This window comes from Rhizobium sp. P1_E6 (assembly GCF_056405875.1).
In genome coordinates this window covers 1-15,348 of record NZ_JBFUBG010000120.1, presented here as the reverse complement: position 1 = coordinate 15,348, position 15,348 = coordinate 1, and the positions used below count along the sequence as shown (strand labels likewise).

The following is a 15,348-nucleotide window of genomic DNA, read 5'->3' as shown; positions in this document are numbered from 1 at the left end:
AGGTTGAACTGGTTGGAAATACCGACCGCTTTTGCGATCTGCCAGGCAGCCCAATTGGAGACGCCGATATAGCGGACCTTACCCTGTTGGACGACCGTTTCGAGCGCACGCAGCGTCTCCTCCATCGGCGTGATCTGGTCGAAGCCGTGGATCTGGTAAAGATCGATATGCTCGACCTGAAGACGCTTGAGGCTACCCTCCAAGGCGTACAGCATATGCGAGCGGGACGTGCCACGCGCGTTCGGGCCGTCGCCCGTAGGCCCGAAGAATTTGGTAGCGACGATCACGTCTTCCCGTGCGATCCCGAGGTTGCGCAACGCCTGGCCCGTGATCTGTTCGGAAAGACCTTTTGAATAGACATCGGACGTATCGATGAAGTTGATGCCGGCATCGATCGCGGTCTTAACCAGACCGTCAGCTTCTTTCTGCTGTAGACCGCCCATGCTGCTGTAGATGCCGCTCCCGCCGCCGAAGGTCATGGTGCCGAGGCAGAGTTCGGAAACGAACAGGCCGGTGCGGCCGAGGATGTTATAGCGCATGGGGCTCTCCTGAGTGAAACGAAACGGGCAGGCGGATGGCCCTGTTATGGCACCTGTCCCCGGCTTCTTCGCGCCGGATTGTCGCAGATTTTTGCCTGATCCGATCACTGACCGTTTTAATCAGCCGGGTTCTTGCCTACACGCTTAGTGAAGGTCATATAGATTTAATGCACGAAACTATCGCCGATCTCGCATACCGCCACGCCACTCAATCGGAAGGAGCGTCGATCCCGCGAGTAAGCGTTCATGCCGCGCAGAAGGAGGGTTGGCCGGTTGGGGTTCTATATCAGCCCATGCTTGGCACCGTCTTGCGCGGCACCAAGCGAGTGGTCATCGGAGACCGCACGCTGCGCTACGATAGCAATCATTTTTTCATCGCTTCGATTGACGTGCCGGCATCGCGCGTCACGATCGAGGATTTGCCCGAGGCGCCCTACGTCGCAGTACGGCTTGCGATCGACCAGGACATCCTTTCGGATCTGATTGTTGACATACCTCGCAAAGCCGAGGGAGATACCGTAGCTTTTGCGGTAGGCGCTATGACGCCTGAATTGCTCGATGCCTGGTCACGGATGTTGCGGTTGCTCGATGCGCCAGACGAAATCGCCACGCTGGCGCCATTGATCGAGCGCGAGATTCTTTTTCGCCTTTTGCAAGGCCCGCAAGGAGCGCTGCTTCGCCAGGCAGCCCGAGCCGGTAGCCGGATTTCACAGGTTCGGGATACTATCGTCCATTTGCGCATGAACCTGGATCGCGTTGTCAGAATTGAGGAGCTGGTGGAAATTGCCGGGATGAGTGTGGCAACATTTCATCGCCATTTCCGAGCTGCCACTGCCATGAGCCCACTGCAATATCAGAAGACTCTCCGCCTGCAGGAAGCGAGGCGGCTACTGCTCGCCGATGCCGACGCGACAAGCGCAGCATTTGCAGTCGGATATGAAAGCGCGTCGCAGTTCAGTCGGGAGTACACGCGGATGTTCGGCACACCGCCTGCGCGCGATGCTGGAAGGCTACGGGCTAGCAGGAATTGATGTGGCCGCACATTTGGTGTGAACCCGGCCGATCCTGTCACTGACGATGTAACCGAGTTTCCCAAAACAACATCGTTTGCGGGAAAGCTACGACACCGGCGACAAACAGGTGTTTTGCGACATCGAAGCGTGGCTGTCGGGGCTTAGCGCATATCTGGGTCTGTTCTATGTATCGACCCCAATACAGCGTTCCAATTTCCGGTAAAGCGAACCGCAAATGTGGTTTGGCACTTAATCGATGCGGCCGTTCATCCAAGGTTTGGCATTTAGAATGAGACTAGCGTGACGTGAATCCCGGTGCGGGACGACGATATAGCTAGACAACATTCTGTAATCGTTGAGATTTGCAAAGGTATCGCGAGCGAGATGTTCGTAATGAATATCGTGACGAATCTCAAATTAAGTGGCACGAGCTGATCGAAAATCTCGAATTAAGTGCCAAATCTCAAATTATGTGCAGGGCTAAGTATATGATTTTGTTGGCATCGGCGTCTCACGATTAAATGCCAAACGACAGTATGGGCCTTTTGAGTTTCGATTGTCCCCTGAAAATGGAGTTTGCTGTCGGATTTCAGAATTTCGCGGGCTTCCGCTATTCGTTTGTTATCATCCAACCTGAAAATGAAGCGGTTGGTCTTCTGCACCGCGTCCGCGGGCGGCGGCTGCTCGAATACGAAATAGGCGGGCGCCCGCATGCGCCGGCAAGCCGCTTGCCGTGAAAATAATTACTCCCGCTACGGCCAATAGAGCGAACGTTACGTTTGATACTGCGTTCATTGAATCCCCTCTAATTGCAGGACTCCGGAATCGGGTCGCTCGTCCAGATATTGCCGTCGCAAACGCTGAGTTCCGACACGGCGGCTCGGAAAAGTAGGTTACGCTCTTGTCCCCACGCGTCCCGGAACGCTTGGCCAACCGCCGAAGCCCATTGAGGTGATCGATTTTCGGCATCACCGACATCCGCAACGCCCCCCGCCTCTTTGTAGGACGTGCGCGTGGCGGAGACCGGCCTGCCGTAGGAGAACGCCTTCACGGGCGCCTCGAAGGCCGCCGCGGGAGGTCCGCAGGCATTGTCTATCGCATGGGTAGTCTCGGGATAACTTTCCGTTGTTACGCCCACTCCGTCACGAAAGAGAAAGCAATAGGGATCGTCGGGATACTCCCACGTCTTTTCCTGTGCAGGCTCCACGACGTATCCGGCCACCGGAAACTGACCATTCGACGCCGTCCACATGCGTGAAGCCAAGCGGCCGGTGCAAGTCGTCAATTCGATCCTCCCGGCGTCGACGCAGGCATTGACGATCCAGCTGGCGAGTTGGTCAGCGCTGGGAAACAGCAGATAGGCAGTTGTAGTTACGTGATTCTTTGGGAATTGCGTGTCGGTGTGGGTGCAGGCTTGGACGGGCAGGCCTTGCCACTCCGGAAACTGCTTCAGATCTGCATCAGTGCAGTTCTGCCTCATGTACTGGCCATCGTGCTGCTTGTCGCTGACGTGCGGGTCTAGCCAAGCGGCGATTCGTTTCTGGAAAATCGCAGGCAACTCTTGAGGGGCCTTTGCCGAAGCCGTCGAGCCGATGGCGATAAAACAGCTTGCCGCAAGTCTCACCAATGTTGCCATTCAACTAGATCTCCTACTCAAATCCATCGCTTCTCAACCACGACACGCTACCAGCGTCACCAGTTCAGGGCCAAACTGTGTTGAGCAATTGCGCCAGGCGAACCCCGGCCTTGATTAACTGGCCGCGCTTTATCTGGTTTTCATCTTGAACGTGGAGGGCGGGATCTTCGAAGCTGATCGGCCATTTGCCAGCGGCCAGCTTGGCGCCATATTTTGCGTCAGCAAAAACCACGCGCGAATTCATGATCCCTTCAGATGCCCAGGCCTTTATCCACTTGTCCGCCGGTCCGGCCGTCACTGGGACGAGCCGCGCATCGCTAATCATCTGTCTCTTTTGAGCCGTTGAATAGTCGGGTATCGAATCCCACTCTGAGTGTAAGTTCCCTGCCCCCGTGACGAGATCGTTGCCACCGCGGTTCTCAGTGGCCGGATCATAGATGCCGGCATCAGGGTCAACCAGCTTTCCATCCGCGTCGAGATAGACCGATCCCACATGCAGCGGCTGATGCATGTCGCCAATGAGGTGAGCGAGGATAAAAATGGCTTCCTTTTTGTCCTTTATCGAAAAGCCCGATGGTGATGGCATGCCTCTCAGTACCGCTATTGCGGCGTTGGCAGTGTGGACGATGTCATGTTCTGCGGCACCGATTCCATCGTCGGCATAGCCATCGCGCTGTATGGCGATATCGGCAAAATGATAGCTTTCGTGGCAGCCGCGAGTGCCGCCCGAATAGACACAGTTCGACCAGTTGCGGCTTACGTAGTCCTGCATGCGCTCGATCTCGGGACCGCCATCCATGAATGGGATGCAGGAAGGCCGTGTCCATTCCGGGTGCGCTGGGCTTTCCTCGAACTTGAATTCGCCAGTCGGCTTTTTGTAGACGCTCTTCACGCAATCCAACCAGGTCGCGCTTTCCGATAAGGTAAAGCCAAGAATCGCACTCACCTGCGCTTTCGCATTTGGGCTCAATTGACCATCGGCAATCTTACCCACCAAGGCATGGCCCTTCGGCCCCCACGCCCAGCCGTAGCTGRTCGTCATCAGCAACACCGTAACGCATGTCAGAATTCGCAAGAGCATCGCACATCCTCCCAACCCACTAGCGTTGAGGTTGCAACATCTCGCACTCTTCTAATTTTCGTCAAGGAAATTCGGTGGTGGCACGCTTATGCGAACCCGAGTGTGTTTCCTACGGTCCTGCGCGACGATGATGGCGTTGTACAACCAATCCCACTGGCGAACGCGTGGCAGTTCCCTTAATTAGTGGCGCGAAGAAACTGAAAGAATGTGCCGGCGCCTTTACGATACGCTGGTGGATGCTGTCAGGCCTGACCCCAATATCGATCGATGATCCCATTCCCATCAAGACCAAGGAGATTTGTGCGTCGACGCCCGATTGCCCCGACCACAGGACGAGGGGCAGCAATCGAGGGTCGCTCCTCGAGCTTGTCTTTGCGGTGGCTCTCTTGTGCTACCAGATGTGACGCCCGGTTAAACGCAGGAGGGAGCTGTCAGCCGGAAGGCTTGCTACCGAACATCATGCACCGTAACCTCAGAGAATCCCTGCAAACTGAAATGCTTTTGTCCCCGAGTGAACGGCGCCAGAACTAGCAAGGGTAGCTTGAGGTCTCGTAAAGTGGGCTCTCCGTCTATGACGCCCATCACGGCACGCGTTGACTCGCTCGGCAGCACAACTAAACAATTCTCGACCTCGAACCAGTTGTTCCCGTCGAGAGGCGTGCCTCTTGCATCCGCGCAATCGCGCAATTGGGCAGGCTCATCAAGTAGTACTAATTCCCCCGGCACTATCTGCCCTCCCGCGAATTCGGACAAGCTGTTCAAATTCCTCACAAGCGATTCGCGGTTCCTGGCTGCGCTCGAAACGAACGTCAAAATTGCATTCTTCAGTAGATCTGGAAACGCAGCAGACCTGTTCATCAGTTCGGTGGCTCCATGCCTGCGGCTCTCAACCGCGTCCAATAGAGCCTTGGACTGAACTTCGAGTGCTCTTTTTCTTTCAGTTGCCGCGTCCCGACTCAGTTGGGACAATTTGGCTTTGGCATCGTCGAGCTGCTTATACAACTCAAGAAAAGTCGGAGCCGTTGATGGTTTTATCGTAGCCATTTTCAACAACGCAGTACCGATCTTCTTTGCTGCGGGCTCGAAATCCGAAGAGTTCGCTGCTCCAGCAGCGCCCATTGATACCAGTCCTACAAACCCTTCAATGTACATTCGTTCAGMGTCTTTCCACTCTCCTTTGAATCTCGCCTTATCGCGCTCAAACTCGGCCAACTTGGCGTGAATAGAGATCTTTGCCGCTTCAACATCGGCCTCCGCTTTCTCCAATTGGGGAAAGAATTTTATCTCTGTTATCCCCACATTAATCTTTTCTAAAGCTGCGCGTATCCGTTCGGCCGCATCCAGCTGCGCACCTAGCACTTCGCGGATCCGACGAAGGCTAAGGTCGAGCTGCGCGTTACTATTGATTAGATCCAACAAGCCTCCGTGCCGTGAAATAAAGCTCGTTAGCCGCGATAAGGTGGAATCCGCTGATAGCTCCTGTATCGTCCGCAGAGAGGCTTCGGTGGAGGCGGGTAGATCATTCGAACGAAGCGACCCATCCCAAGCCCAATACCCCTGAGCAGCGTTTAGAGAACTTGCCTGACCAAGAGGCGCGGCGACGAGGCGTGGCAACTCTTCGGAGAAGCTTCTGAGAGCGTCGAGCTCGAGTCTCTTCGCCGCTAAATTTAGATAGTCACCGAAAGACAGGGCGCTGACCCGTTCGTCAAGCTCCGCCCGACGACCTAGTTCAGTAATGTCATAGACAAAAAAACCGTCCAATGTATCCGCGATAAGCTGAACGGCGGACCACGCCTCTGCAAGTGTGATGATTGACGACGAGATATGTCCGTCAGCGCCGTTCGCGTTAGCTTCCGTTTGCTGCTGCGTTTTATGTTGGCAAATGCCAGGCGGCTTCCAATTGCGCGGCATTCGAAAAATCCCAGTACCTGCTCCTGGTCCTCCCGCGATATTAGCTACCGCTGAAAAATCTAGCGCAAAATCACCGATCCTACCGACGTAAATGTCCCCTCCTTTGCCACCAGGGCCGCCGCGCGAACTCTTGCCTCCCGGTCCGCTGATGCAACTGTAGCCCGAGTATCGTCGCCGATTGATGGGATCGCCCATGCACTCATTGGGTTGGCCCAAACCGCCTCTGCCGCCCCGAGCTCCGCCGGCTTCTAAGAGAGCCAGTTCAAACGGCTGATCCTTTGAGCAGCTTAGTGGATCTGGGGCGGTACGCTTCGAAGGGATATTGCTTGGCAACTGTAAGCTTTGGACGAAGAGCGAGATATCCCCGGATGAAGCAAGGTCGCGGTCAGTTCCTTCGAGCGGAGGGACTCCTTCTCGTTGGATGACGTTTTTCACTTCTTTAGCCAAGTCAAACAAAGGCCAATTTATGAAGGTAGGGGTGAGCCCACTTGGCAACTCGGGCATCCAGACTTCATCTCCGCTGCGAATACAGTCAACACACAGCTCATAGTAGCCTTGAAATAGTGATTTCATAAATTTGTCGTAGCCAAAAACCTCTTCTACAACCGCCTCCTTGGATTTAAGCCAAGATTGATTTTTCTTTGACACACCGTATTGGCGGTAAGCGGATTCGTAAGCTTTCGGAAAGGCATCCGAACCCGCATATGGTCTGGCGCTACGCTTCCGGAAATATGGCCGAGTATCAATCGAGGCTCGAAGATTCAGCCTCTCTGCTAAGATGATTACATTGCCGCCGCTAGATCGGAGTGGCTCGGAGATTGTAATGGTTTTGCCAATGCAAAGAACGTCGTAACTTTCGAGGAAGCCGCCACGCTTGAATGCCTCAATCGGGGGGGCGGCGGAGAAAACCAACCCCGAACGCAGCTGCGCGTGGCAGCCATCCGGCAATGACAGAGGAAAGCTCTCAAGTGCCCACGCAGGTCCACTGGTGATGAGTGTCGACGCTGTCCAGGCAAGTAGCAGCAAGCGTGTGGGCCGTTTGCTCATAATATCCCAAGATCCAGCTGATCAGTGATCCATCTAACGATTTTGGATCAAAGCTCGGACAGAGTCCATCTGAAGTGCGCGCTAGTATCGTTCAGCAGGACAATGAGCACTGATGAGCCTGTCGGAATCTTGCCCGCGTCCACACATGCGCAGACCTCGCGTCTGATCAGCCGACTTGCTCCACCGCCAGCGTCCCCGCTGGAAGGGGCTTGATCAGCGACTTTGCAGAGACCGTCGGATCGAGCCAGTCGGCCCAGGTGCTGCGTTCGAGGATGACGATCTGGCGGTCATGGTACGGCGCAATATCCGGCCCCGGCTCCATCGTCAGCATGGTGAAGGCTTGGCCCACCTCCGGCGTCTCGCGGCAGATGCCGGGGATGCAGAAGATCGGCTCCTCCTTCTTGGTGAAGAGCCATTTGTCCTTGCGCTTCTTTTTCGGATCCTTGGGATCGGTAAACTCGTAGAAGCCGTCGGCAATGATCAGGCGCGGTTGGAGTTGAACTCCCGCCCGTCCGACCGGAAATTATAGACCGGCCGTTTGTTCGGACCCGGCCAGCTCCAGCGCCGCTGCACCAATTCCGCCTCATTGGGAGCGCCATCGATTCCTGTCACAATAGGGCCGAGATCGGTAATCTTGATGTCCTCACGTGCTTCGAGGTTCGGCGCACCTTCACCGAAACGGATCTTGATCTTGAGGTCGGCGAAGTTCTCGACGATCGAGGCGACATCCACCATCAGCCGATAGTCATTGCACATGCATCCTCCGTTTCGGTTCTGGTTGTCTCGTAGGCGTGTTCCTGCTATGTTCTACTATTATGAGCGCGAATGTTTTCCGGCCCGACGCCCCGCTCGACGAGCGCCGCGTCATCATAAGGCGCCATGACGGCGATGTGGAGATGGTGGAGCTGCCATGGGACCTGCGTCCGCGCGACGGCGGGCCGCGTCCAGTGAACGTCATTCGATCGGAGGGAAGGACGTTTCCGACCCACCGATGCCTGGTGCCGGCGTCCCAGTTTCGCCATCGGAGCTTCAGCTTCTCGCTCGCCAACGCCGACTGGTTCTATTTCGCGGCGATCTGGCGGCCTGCGACCCCCGATTGGCCTCGACCCCCGATTGGCCGGAGGCCTATGCCATCCTGACAACCGAGGCGAATGCCGATATTGCGCCGTTCCATGACCGGCAGATGGTGGTCCTCACCCGCGATCAACGCATGGCCTGGCTCGACGCACTTGTGGCCGAGGACGAAATCCTGCGACCCCTGCCGGCGGGGACATTTCGGGTCAGGCGCCATTCGACCCCTCCTGTTCAGACAATGCTCGCCGTCTAAAGCGCCAGCCGCAGCTGCGGTTCCGCGGCAACTGCGCGCCGTTCCAGCGAAGACAGCGACACGCCGAGCAGAGGGATCCCTTTTTGCGCCGGGAAGATTGGCGCGAGAAGCAGGTCAACCACCTCCTCAAGATCGGCGATCGCCGGCAGAGCTGACGGAATTGTCTTGCTGCGGGTGATCTGGCTGAAGTCGGCATATTTGACCTTGAGCGTCACCGTCTTGGCGCCAATTTCGTTGGCTTCGCAGTAGCCCCAGACTTTTTCGATCAGCGACTGAAGCCCTTCGCGCGCGCGTTCGTAGGAATGGATGTCCTGCGAAAACGTATCCTCCGCGCCGATGGATTTCCGCTCCCGATCCGGCTTGACCTGACGATTGTCGATGCCGCGGGCGACACTGTGAATGATATGTGAATGGATCTTATTTTTAAAAATGATCCTTATTTATATCTTTTCATTTTGACTCGTAGGGATGATTTTGGTAGGTCTTCCTCGATTCCAGTGAAGAATGACAGGGAGGTATGATGGCACAGTCTGAGTCAGATGCCCTGCTGGATATCGGACAGTTGCTGAAGGCTACTCGTAAGGGCAGGCAGTTGACCCAGGAGCAAGTCGCCGACATGGCCGGCATATCGCGTCCTCGCTATCGTGAGATCGAGGCCGGAAGCAGTGCGGCGCGCACGACGACGCTGATCAACATCGCCCGCGCTCTCGGGCTTGAACTGATGCTCGTGCCGCAGGCGATGGTGCCTGCTGTCGATGCGTTGCTGCGGCCGCATGACGATCTTGATGATCTCCCGGCATTTGTCGCTCATCCGGACGGTGATCTTGGTGTCTAAGGCTTTTCCTGATCCGAGATCCATGTCGTCGCTTGACGTTATGCTGAACGACGTGAAGGTCGGCACGATCGTTCGGACGCCCGGCGATTTCAACGCCTTCAGCTTCGAGGAAAGCTATCGCGCAACAGGCGGCTTTCCCGTTCTCAGCCTGTCTTTTCGCGCAGCCACCGGCGGCTTGCGCAAGGACCCGAAGCCTGTTGCCAGGGCCTTGCCGGCTTTTTTCGCCAATCTGCTTCCCGAAGACAAGCTGCGCGAGGCGATGGAAAAACACCACGCCGGTACCGTTCGCGCCGGCAACGATTTCGACCTGCTCGTCGCACTCGGGTCAGATCTGCCGGGTGCCGTTCGGGTCGTGCCGAGCGACGGAACGGTTGCTGGTCTCAACGATCCGCCTGTTCCGAAACCGAAGGCTCGGTTTTCGCTCGCCGGCGTCCAGATGAAGCTTTCGGTCATCAAGAACACGGGGAAAGGTGGTGGGTTGACCCTACCGCTTGGCGATGAGCAAGGTTCGTATATCGCTAAATTTCCGTCGACCTCATTTCCCGGAGTGTCGGAAAACGAATATGCCAATCTTGCTTTGGCCGAAGCGATCGGCATGGAGGTACCAGAACGTGAACTTGTCGAGCAGTCGGAGTTCGAGGGTGTCCCGGAAGAGTTCGAGACGCTGTCGGACGGAAAAGTCCTGCTCGTCAAACGCTTCGATCGCGGTCTTGGCGGTGAGCGGATCCATATCGAGGATTTCGCGCAGGTGTTCGGCGTCTATCCTTCTCGCAAATACGAAGGCGCCGCCTATCATGATATCGCTGCAGCACTGAACGTTGCCGTTTCGTCAGACGCCGCGCTCGAGTTCGTCCGCCGACTGGCGCTGGCTGCCTTGACCGGGAATGGCGACATGCACCTGAAGAACTGGTCGTTGATCTATCGCCAGGCTGGCGACAAACCGCAACTCGCGCCTGTCTATGATGTGCTCTCGACGATCCCCTACATCCCAGCGGACGCCATGGCGCTGTCGCTTGCAGGCGAGCGGCCCTTCAAGGCAATGAATGCGCAGCGATGGAAAGCCTTCGCCAACCGCGCACGTCTTCCGGAAGCCGCGGTTCTCAAGGCCGTGGCCGAAACTATCGAGCGCGTGAACGAGCTCTGGTGGTCGCTGCAGGAGCGCGAGGTCGTTCCGGCGAAGGTTCTCGAGCGGATCGATGCTCATGTGCGGCTGATGATGCCGATCCTTGGCATACGGACTGAACCCTTCCAGTCCAGCGGGGATGAAGCTCTATCCTAGCCAGTGCACCGGTTTTCCTGTCGCATCTTCACGCGTTGCCAGAGACTGTCGTCAATGATCCTGAGTGACGGCACCTCTTGGACGACATGCATCTCGGCTGCGTTCTCCCGCGATACCCGACGTTCGGTGGCGGGATTTTTGCGATAGGCGAGGCGGTTGAAGATGATCCGCCCGATGTAGGCCTGATTGTTCAAAATGCCGCTGCCACGATTTCGATGACCGCGGATTGCGGTACCCTGCCAACGTCGTCCGCGTGGACCGGGTACCGCAATCCGCGTGCATTGAGTTCGTCGGCAATCTTGACCGGGCTAAGGCCATCCGCGTATCGCTCGAAAATCCAGACGATGGTTGCCGCCTCATCGAGGTCGATGGAACGGAGGCCGCGCACCGGCTCACCGTTCTCGTCGAACTCCCGTCGCACCCTGTAACCGTAGCAGATGCCGCCGGGTACCCGGCCATGCTTGGCGACGGTTTTCATGCCCTCTCGCGTGCGATAGCGGACCTGCTCGAGCACTTCCTGATTGAGGACGGCGCGCAGTCCCAATTCCATCGATGACACCGCTGAAGCACCGTGGACCGTCCAGAGTTCAACATCATGAAACTGCAGAATCTTGAGAATACGGGCGCTGTGCTCCAGGTCGCGGGAAAGGCGATCGAGGGTGAGGCAGAGAAAAACGTCGTATGCACCTGCATTCGACCGGGCCAACCCAGCCTGAAAACCTGGCCTCGTCTCGAGTGACGAGCCGCTGATGCCAGCATCAACGAAAGTGTCAGCCAGATACCAGCCTTGCCGTTGAATAAATTCTTTTCCGAGATCGAGTTGGGTTTCGATCGAGGCGGGGTTTTGTTGATCTGTCGAGTAACGCGCGTAAAGCATGACGCGCTTGAGGGCATGCATAGTGACCGATCTCCCTGTTTTGATTCACGATCGCCATGGTAGATATTGCAAATGGGATTCGGGGTTTTCATTCACCGCACAGATTCGATCTATGACGACAGCCCGGCTGAGCAATATCAGTTTCCGGGCCAATATCTCAGCCGCGTCCAAGCCAGTGTTGGGGACTGGATCATCTATTATGAGCCCCGAAAGGTGGCGGCGACCCGCGGATATTTCGCCGTGGCCAAAGTCGCACAGGTCATTCCAGATCCCAAAGCGCCCGAAATGTATCTGGCTCTGATCCAACCCGGTAGCTACCTCGATTTCGTCAACGCCGTTCCTTTTAGCGGGCCGGATGGCGTGATCGAGCGCGGTGTGCTGAACGAAGCGGGACGGATCTCGGGACGAGCGCAGGCCGCAGTGCGGCCGATCTCAGCAGCGGATTTCAACCGCATCCTCTCTATCGGAATGGCGGAAGATCAACCGGAACTGCCGCGGTCAGGACAAGCAATCGACACGTTGTCGCCGATCGGGTTCTCGGAGGATGTCCAAGCTCCTTTTATGGTCGAGCAGGAGAGGGCGCGGGTCACGCAGCTTTCGTCGCGCATCGTTCGTGATCGCCTGTTTCGTCGCTTGATCGTGCAAGCCTACGACAAACGATGTGCGGTAACAGGCTTGAAGCTGATCAACGGCGGCGGGCGCGCCGAGGTTGATGCCGCCCATATCCGCCCAGTTGAAGCGAATGGACCAGATATCTTGTCGAACGGCATTGCGCTCTCCGGAACTGCACACTGGATGTTTGATCGAGGCCTTATCGGCTTGTCAGACGATCTTAAGATCCTGGTCTCACGCCATGCAAACGATCGCGACAGTATCCAGGGTCTCATCAACAAGACTGGAAAGGCGATCTCGCCGACAGGTATTCACGCGCGCCCGCATCCTCAATTTCTACAATGGCATCGTGAGAATACATTCAAACATTAGCATGCCGGTGGTTCATGTCCCTTCAAGGCGCTCACGATTGAGAGCCAAAAATTTGGGATGTCAGTGCGGATCGCCTCCTTCGAAATCTCGCGGGTCGACGACGCTGCCGAAAGCTTGAATTGAGCCTCCGAAAGCACCTGGCAATGACACGCCGCACACATCGGTTGTAGATTTGAATTTCCCCTTATCGAGGAAGTCGGCAAAGCTATCAATGGTTTCTACTTCAAGCCAAATGAGCTGGCCTGGTGCTAGTGCATATGCTGTCCTGCTACCGGTGTTGCTGTCCGTGATCTTTGATCTCAGCGACTTTACCGTGTATTGCTCGCCATTCTCCTTTTCAATAGACGGCTCGTTCCACTTGCGAAGCTTAATGACAAAATCAGTGGAAAGCAGACGCGCCGGGTCGCTCGTCGAGTTCGCAACCAGCGCGATTGCCCTCACTTTCGCCGGTGCTTCCAAGGATGAGAAACAGGTAACGTTTGAGATCGTAAGGTTCTCGGCTTGCGCCGGCCGTATTTGATCCGCGACAAAGTTTCCGACTTGGAAAAATGCGATTGCGGCAATAGCTGAAGCCGCCCACCCCACTGTTGTGGCGGCGGCCGGTGAGAGCCATAAGCGCAGCGAAGGCCGCAAGCGTGATCGTGCAAATACGTTAATAATAAAGGCTGGCTGCAAAAGTGCGTAAATAAAAACTGCCATTGAGATGGCGAAGATTCCGCCGTTCACCAAAAGACCATCCGTTTGATCGAAACTGAGAATATTCTTTGCCAGCGCGAAAATCATGTAGAAAAACTGGGCCTGACTGTATTGATCATTGAGTGACCAAAGAAGTCCGGGAAATCCGCTAAAAATGGCGACAAACGCTAAGCAAAAAAGCACGGCTTGAAACCCGCTGAGATAAAAGAAACTATCCTTGAACAAGCGGCGATCGATCCGGCGATCGCACATAGCTGAAACTAGGACATTCGCTGCTCCATCTAGCAACACGCACATTACGATGCAGGAGATAGTAATCGCCAGTAAGAACTGTGGCTCAAAAATCGCCAGCGCTCGACGATAGATGTCGTTTAGCAGCGTTGTATCGGGGATTGGTCCTTGATCGGTATCGACAAAGCGTCTTTGAAGTATGTTTGTGAGCTGCAAATAATATCTGGGAAATGCCAGCTCGACGAAGAAGCTGAGAAAAATGAAAACATAAGGTCTTGTTTGGTATATGTTTCCAGAGCGGAGTCTATGAACAATTATAAAAGTGGCTTTAACTGGATTTATCAGAAGAAGAAATATGGAGTATACATAATTATAGAAAATAAAAACTATTCCACGAAATATCGAATCGATCGCATCATTGAGATCTTTAGGCATCGCACTCTCGTATGAGGTGATCAATTCGGCCGCAGGAATTAGACGGCAGCCTGCTCGTTCAATCTATAGAATGCAACACCATTTGATTTTCTAGTAGATTTAAGCTCAAGCCTTAAAGGTGAATACCGTCTCGGCGCCTGAAAAACTCTAACGTATCCATGCGATCCCCGTTTGCACTGTTGCGATGTTGTACGCCGACTCAAAAATTTGTGCACGATTATTGCGAGATTGGGCTGGTCCCAGGGGACCGTTTTCAAAAGAGCGAACCTGGCAGGTCGGTACACCCCCACTGGCCGAGGTGGCCGAAAACAGAGCGGGTGGCACGTTGCTGTCCCAAACGGCTCACGGTGGCGAGATGGGAAGCCAATTTGCTGACGTTCGAAACGGGAACGCCGAAAACCACAGCCGCCAACTTCTGGCGCCTAGAACGGCAGTAGGCATCTGCTAGTGCAAGATCGCCCGCCATACCGCCGGTTCTATACGGGCGATCCGTGCGATTCCAACGACAGATCCGATTTGTGCAAACGAACGGTCAGTTCTGGCTTGGGCTTTAAGACCGAGCTGCTGCCAATGCATCAAGCATGATCGCCACCCTCGCAAGGTCGTCTTCGTTCAAAGCCTCAGCCGCTGACGAGATGCGTTCTTGAAGGCTGCGTTTGGGACTTTTCGCAGACTTATCGGGTTTGTCTGACAGTAGCTCGTCGAGGCTCGTCATCAGTACCGCCGAGATTTTTACAAGCGTAGCGAGATCCGGCTGCCTGGTTCCGGAGATGTAATTTCCATATCTGCGTTCACTCAAACCCACGCGTCGAGCGACCTCGGCGTTTGAAATTCCAAGCTGTTCGGCTCGCTTTTTGAGGTTCGAAGAAAAAGTCTCCATGCCCACATTTTGTTCATGACGAGCACCACGGGTCCATGTACAATACGTTGTGAAATTAAAGAACAAATTGTGGGTATCATGGAACTACGCCAGCTATCCTACTTCGTCGCGGTGGCCGAGGAGCTGCATTTCGGCAGGGCGGCAGCCAAGGTGCATATCGCGCAGCCGGCTTTGTCGAACCAGGTGCTGGCACTGGAGAAGGAACTCGGCGTGCAGCTCTTCATCCGCACGACAAGACGGGTGGAACTGACGAGAGCAGGGGCTGCCTATTACGAGCGCGCGGTCCGGATCCTCAGCGAAGTGGACCTTTCGACGGAGATCGCCCGCTCCGTTGCCGGCAAGACAACGCGCAAGATTGCGATCGGCACCGTCTATCCCGCCACGATCGGCGTCCTGCCGGCGTTCCTTGCGCGCATTGCCCGCAAATATCCCGATATCCGCATGCATATCGAAAGCGGCACCACCGATGACATCATCCGCCATATCGAGGCAGGCCGCATCAATCTCCGCTTCATCCCGCCGGTGGAGAATATCGGCTCCTTGCGCTTCTTCTCGATTGCCCATGAGCGTTACCTGC

At 55.6% G+C, this 15,348-nt stretch carries 14 protein-coding genes and 3 pseudogenes; 6 read left to right on the top strand and 11 right to left on the bottom strand.

What is annotated here, in order from left to right:
* Positions 1 to 539: aldo/keto reductase (locus tag AC1D35_RS31965; protein ID WP_477941862.1), on the bottom strand; the 539-nt coding region annotated here is incomplete at its 3' end.
* A gap of 35 nt (positions 540 to 574) precedes the next feature.
* On the opposite strand from AC1D35_RS31965, the gene AC1D35_RS31960 reads away from it, so the two are divergent.
* Positions 575 to 1,570, top strand: a complete 996-nt coding sequence (locus AC1D35_RS31960; protein ID WP_477941861.1) for an AraC family transcriptional regulator — start codon at positions 575 to 577, stop codon at positions 1,568 to 1,570.
* A 431-nt stretch (positions 1,571 to 2,001) separates the two neighbouring features.
* Here the strand turns inward: AC1D35_RS31960 and AC1D35_RS31955 are convergent, their stop codons facing one another.
* From AC1D35_RS31955 to AC1D35_RS31935, 5 genes and pseudogenes are all read right to left on the bottom strand, one after another.
* A complete protein-coding gene (locus tag AC1D35_RS31955; RefSeq protein WP_477941859.1) occupies positions 2,002 to 2,265 on the bottom strand; it encodes a BP74-related protein in 264 nt (87 codons plus the stop codon).
* Between the two features lie 92 nt (positions 2,266 to 2,357).
* Positions 2,358 to 3,188 carry a hypothetical protein gene (locus tag AC1D35_RS31950; RefSeq protein ID WP_477941858.1) on the bottom strand — a complete coding sequence of 277 codons (831 nt, stop codon included), beginning with the start codon at positions 3,186 to 3,188 and terminating at the stop codon, positions 2,358 to 2,360.
* Positions 3,189 to 3,252: 64 nt separating this feature from the next.
* A complete protein-coding gene (locus AC1D35_RS31945) occupies positions 3,253 to 4,230 on the bottom strand; it encodes a S1/P1 nuclease (protein WP_477941856.1) in 978 nt (325 codons plus the stop codon).
* A 486-nt stretch (positions 4,231 to 4,716) separates the two neighbouring features.
* Entirely contained in the window at positions 4,717 to 7,227 is a 2,511-nt protein-coding gene (locus AC1D35_RS31940) for a zinc ribbon domain-containing protein (protein WP_477941854.1), read from the bottom strand.
* A gap of 166 nt (positions 7,228 to 7,393) precedes the next feature.
* Positions 7,394 to 7,983: pseudogene (locus AC1D35_RS31935) on the bottom strand (SOS response-associated peptidase family protein).
* A gap of 56 nt (positions 7,984 to 8,039) precedes the next feature.
* Between AC1D35_RS31935 and AC1D35_RS31930 the strand changes: the two are divergent.
* A pseudogene (locus AC1D35_RS31930) lies at positions 8,040 to 8,554 on the top strand (SOS response-associated peptidase family protein).
* On the opposite strand, the pseudogene AC1D35_RS31925 reads toward AC1D35_RS31930, so the two are convergent.
* Positions 8,551 to 8,952: pseudogene (locus AC1D35_RS31925) on the bottom strand (DinB/UmuC family translesion DNA polymerase); the annotation flags it as partial. The pseudogenes AC1D35_RS31930 and AC1D35_RS31925 overlap by 4 nt on opposite strands.
* Positions 8,953 to 9,074: 122 nt before the next feature.
* Here AC1D35_RS31925 and AC1D35_RS31920 point away from each other — a divergent pair.
* Together AC1D35_RS31920 and AC1D35_RS31915 are read left to right on the top strand one after the other, a co-directional pair.
* The gene (locus tag AC1D35_RS31920; protein ID WP_477820096.1) at positions 9,075 to 9,389 is read left to right on the top strand and encodes a helix-turn-helix domain-containing protein; all 315 of its coding nucleotides are present in this window, start codon (positions 9,075 to 9,077) and stop codon (positions 9,387 to 9,389) included.
* Positions 9,390 to 9,411: 22 nt separating this feature from the next.
* Positions 9,412 to 10,668: a type II toxin-antitoxin system HipA family toxin gene (locus AC1D35_RS31915; protein WP_477941868.1), complete on the top strand. Its 1,257-nt coding sequence runs from the start codon at positions 9,412 to 9,414 to the stop codon at positions 10,666 to 10,668.
* On the opposite strand, the gene AC1D35_RS31910 is transcribed toward AC1D35_RS31915, so the two are convergent.
* Positions 10,665 to 10,895 (bottom strand): recombinase family protein, encoded by a 231-nt coding sequence (locus tag AC1D35_RS31910; protein WP_477941866.1) that lies wholly within the window; start codon positions 10,893 to 10,895, stop codon positions 10,665 to 10,667. The two genes, AC1D35_RS31915 and AC1D35_RS31910, sit on opposite strands and share 4 nt — an antisense overlap.
* Entirely contained in the window at positions 10,859 to 11,566 is a 708-nt protein-coding gene (locus tag AC1D35_RS31905; protein ID WP_477941851.1) for a recombinase family protein, read from the bottom strand. The genes AC1D35_RS31910 and AC1D35_RS31905 overlap by 37 nt, the downstream gene beginning before the upstream one ends.
* A 51-nt stretch (positions 11,567 to 11,617) precedes the next feature.
* Between AC1D35_RS31905 and AC1D35_RS31900 the strand changes: the two genes are divergently transcribed.
* On the top strand, positions 11,618 to 12,529 hold the full coding sequence (locus tag AC1D35_RS31900; RefSeq protein ID WP_477941849.1) for an HNH endonuclease: 912 nt from the start codon (positions 11,618 to 11,620) through the stop codon (positions 12,527 to 12,529).
* A gap of 60 nt (positions 12,530 to 12,589) precedes the next feature.
* Here AC1D35_RS31900 and AC1D35_RS31895 read toward each other — a convergent pair whose 3' ends face one another.
* The gene (locus AC1D35_RS31895) at positions 12,590 to 13,891 is read right to left on the bottom strand and encodes a hypothetical protein (RefSeq protein WP_477941847.1); all 1,302 of its coding nucleotides are present in this window, start codon (positions 13,889 to 13,891) and stop codon (positions 12,590 to 12,592) included.
* 550 nt (positions 13,892 to 14,441) lie between these two features.
* Positions 14,442 to 14,771, bottom strand: a complete 330-nt coding sequence (locus tag AC1D35_RS31890) for a helix-turn-helix domain-containing protein (protein ID WP_477941845.1) — start codon at positions 14,769 to 14,771, stop codon at positions 14,442 to 14,444.
* A 78-nt stretch (positions 14,772 to 14,849) separates the two neighbouring features.
* Here AC1D35_RS31890 and AC1D35_RS31885 point away from each other — a divergent pair.
* The coding region (locus AC1D35_RS31885; protein ID WP_477941864.1) for a LysR family transcriptional regulator at positions 14,850 to 15,348 on the top strand (499 nt) is incomplete at its 3' end.

Excerpts from the sequence above, each read along its gene's own strand:
- AC1D35_RS31960 (WP_477941861.1), top strand. The coding sequence starts at position 575 with ATGGCCCTGTTATGGCACCTGTCCCCGGCTTCTTCGCGCCGGATTGTC.
- AC1D35_RS31955 (WP_477941859.1), bottom strand. The coding sequence starts at position 2,265 with ATGCGGGCGCCCGCCTATTTCGTATTCGAGCAGCCGCCGCCCGCGGAC.
- AC1D35_RS31950 (WP_477941858.1), bottom strand. The coding sequence starts at position 3,188 with ATGGCAACATTGGTGAGACTTGCGGCAAGCTGTTTTATCGCCATCGGC.
- AC1D35_RS31920 (WP_477820096.1), top strand. The coding sequence starts at position 9,075 with ATGGCACAGTCTGAGTCAGATGCCCTGCTGGATATCGGACAGTTGCTG.
- AC1D35_RS31915 (WP_477941868.1), top strand. The coding sequence starts at position 9,412 with ATGTCGTCGCTTGACGTTATGCTGAACGACGTGAAGGTCGGCACGATC.
- AC1D35_RS31905 (WP_477941851.1), bottom strand. The coding sequence starts at position 11,566 with ATGCATGCCCTCAAGCGCGTCATGCTTTACGCGCGTTACTCGACAGAT.
- AC1D35_RS31900 (WP_477941849.1), top strand. The coding sequence starts at position 11,618 with ATGGGATTCGGGGTTTTCATTCACCGCACAGATTCGATCTATGACGAC.
- AC1D35_RS31895 (WP_477941847.1), bottom strand. The coding sequence starts at position 13,891 with ATGCCTAAAGATCTCAATGATGCGATCGATTCGATATTTCGTGGAATA.
- AC1D35_RS31890 (WP_477941845.1), bottom strand. The coding sequence starts at position 14,771 with ATGGAGACTTTTTCTTCGAACCTCAAAAAGCGAGCCGAACAGCTTGGA.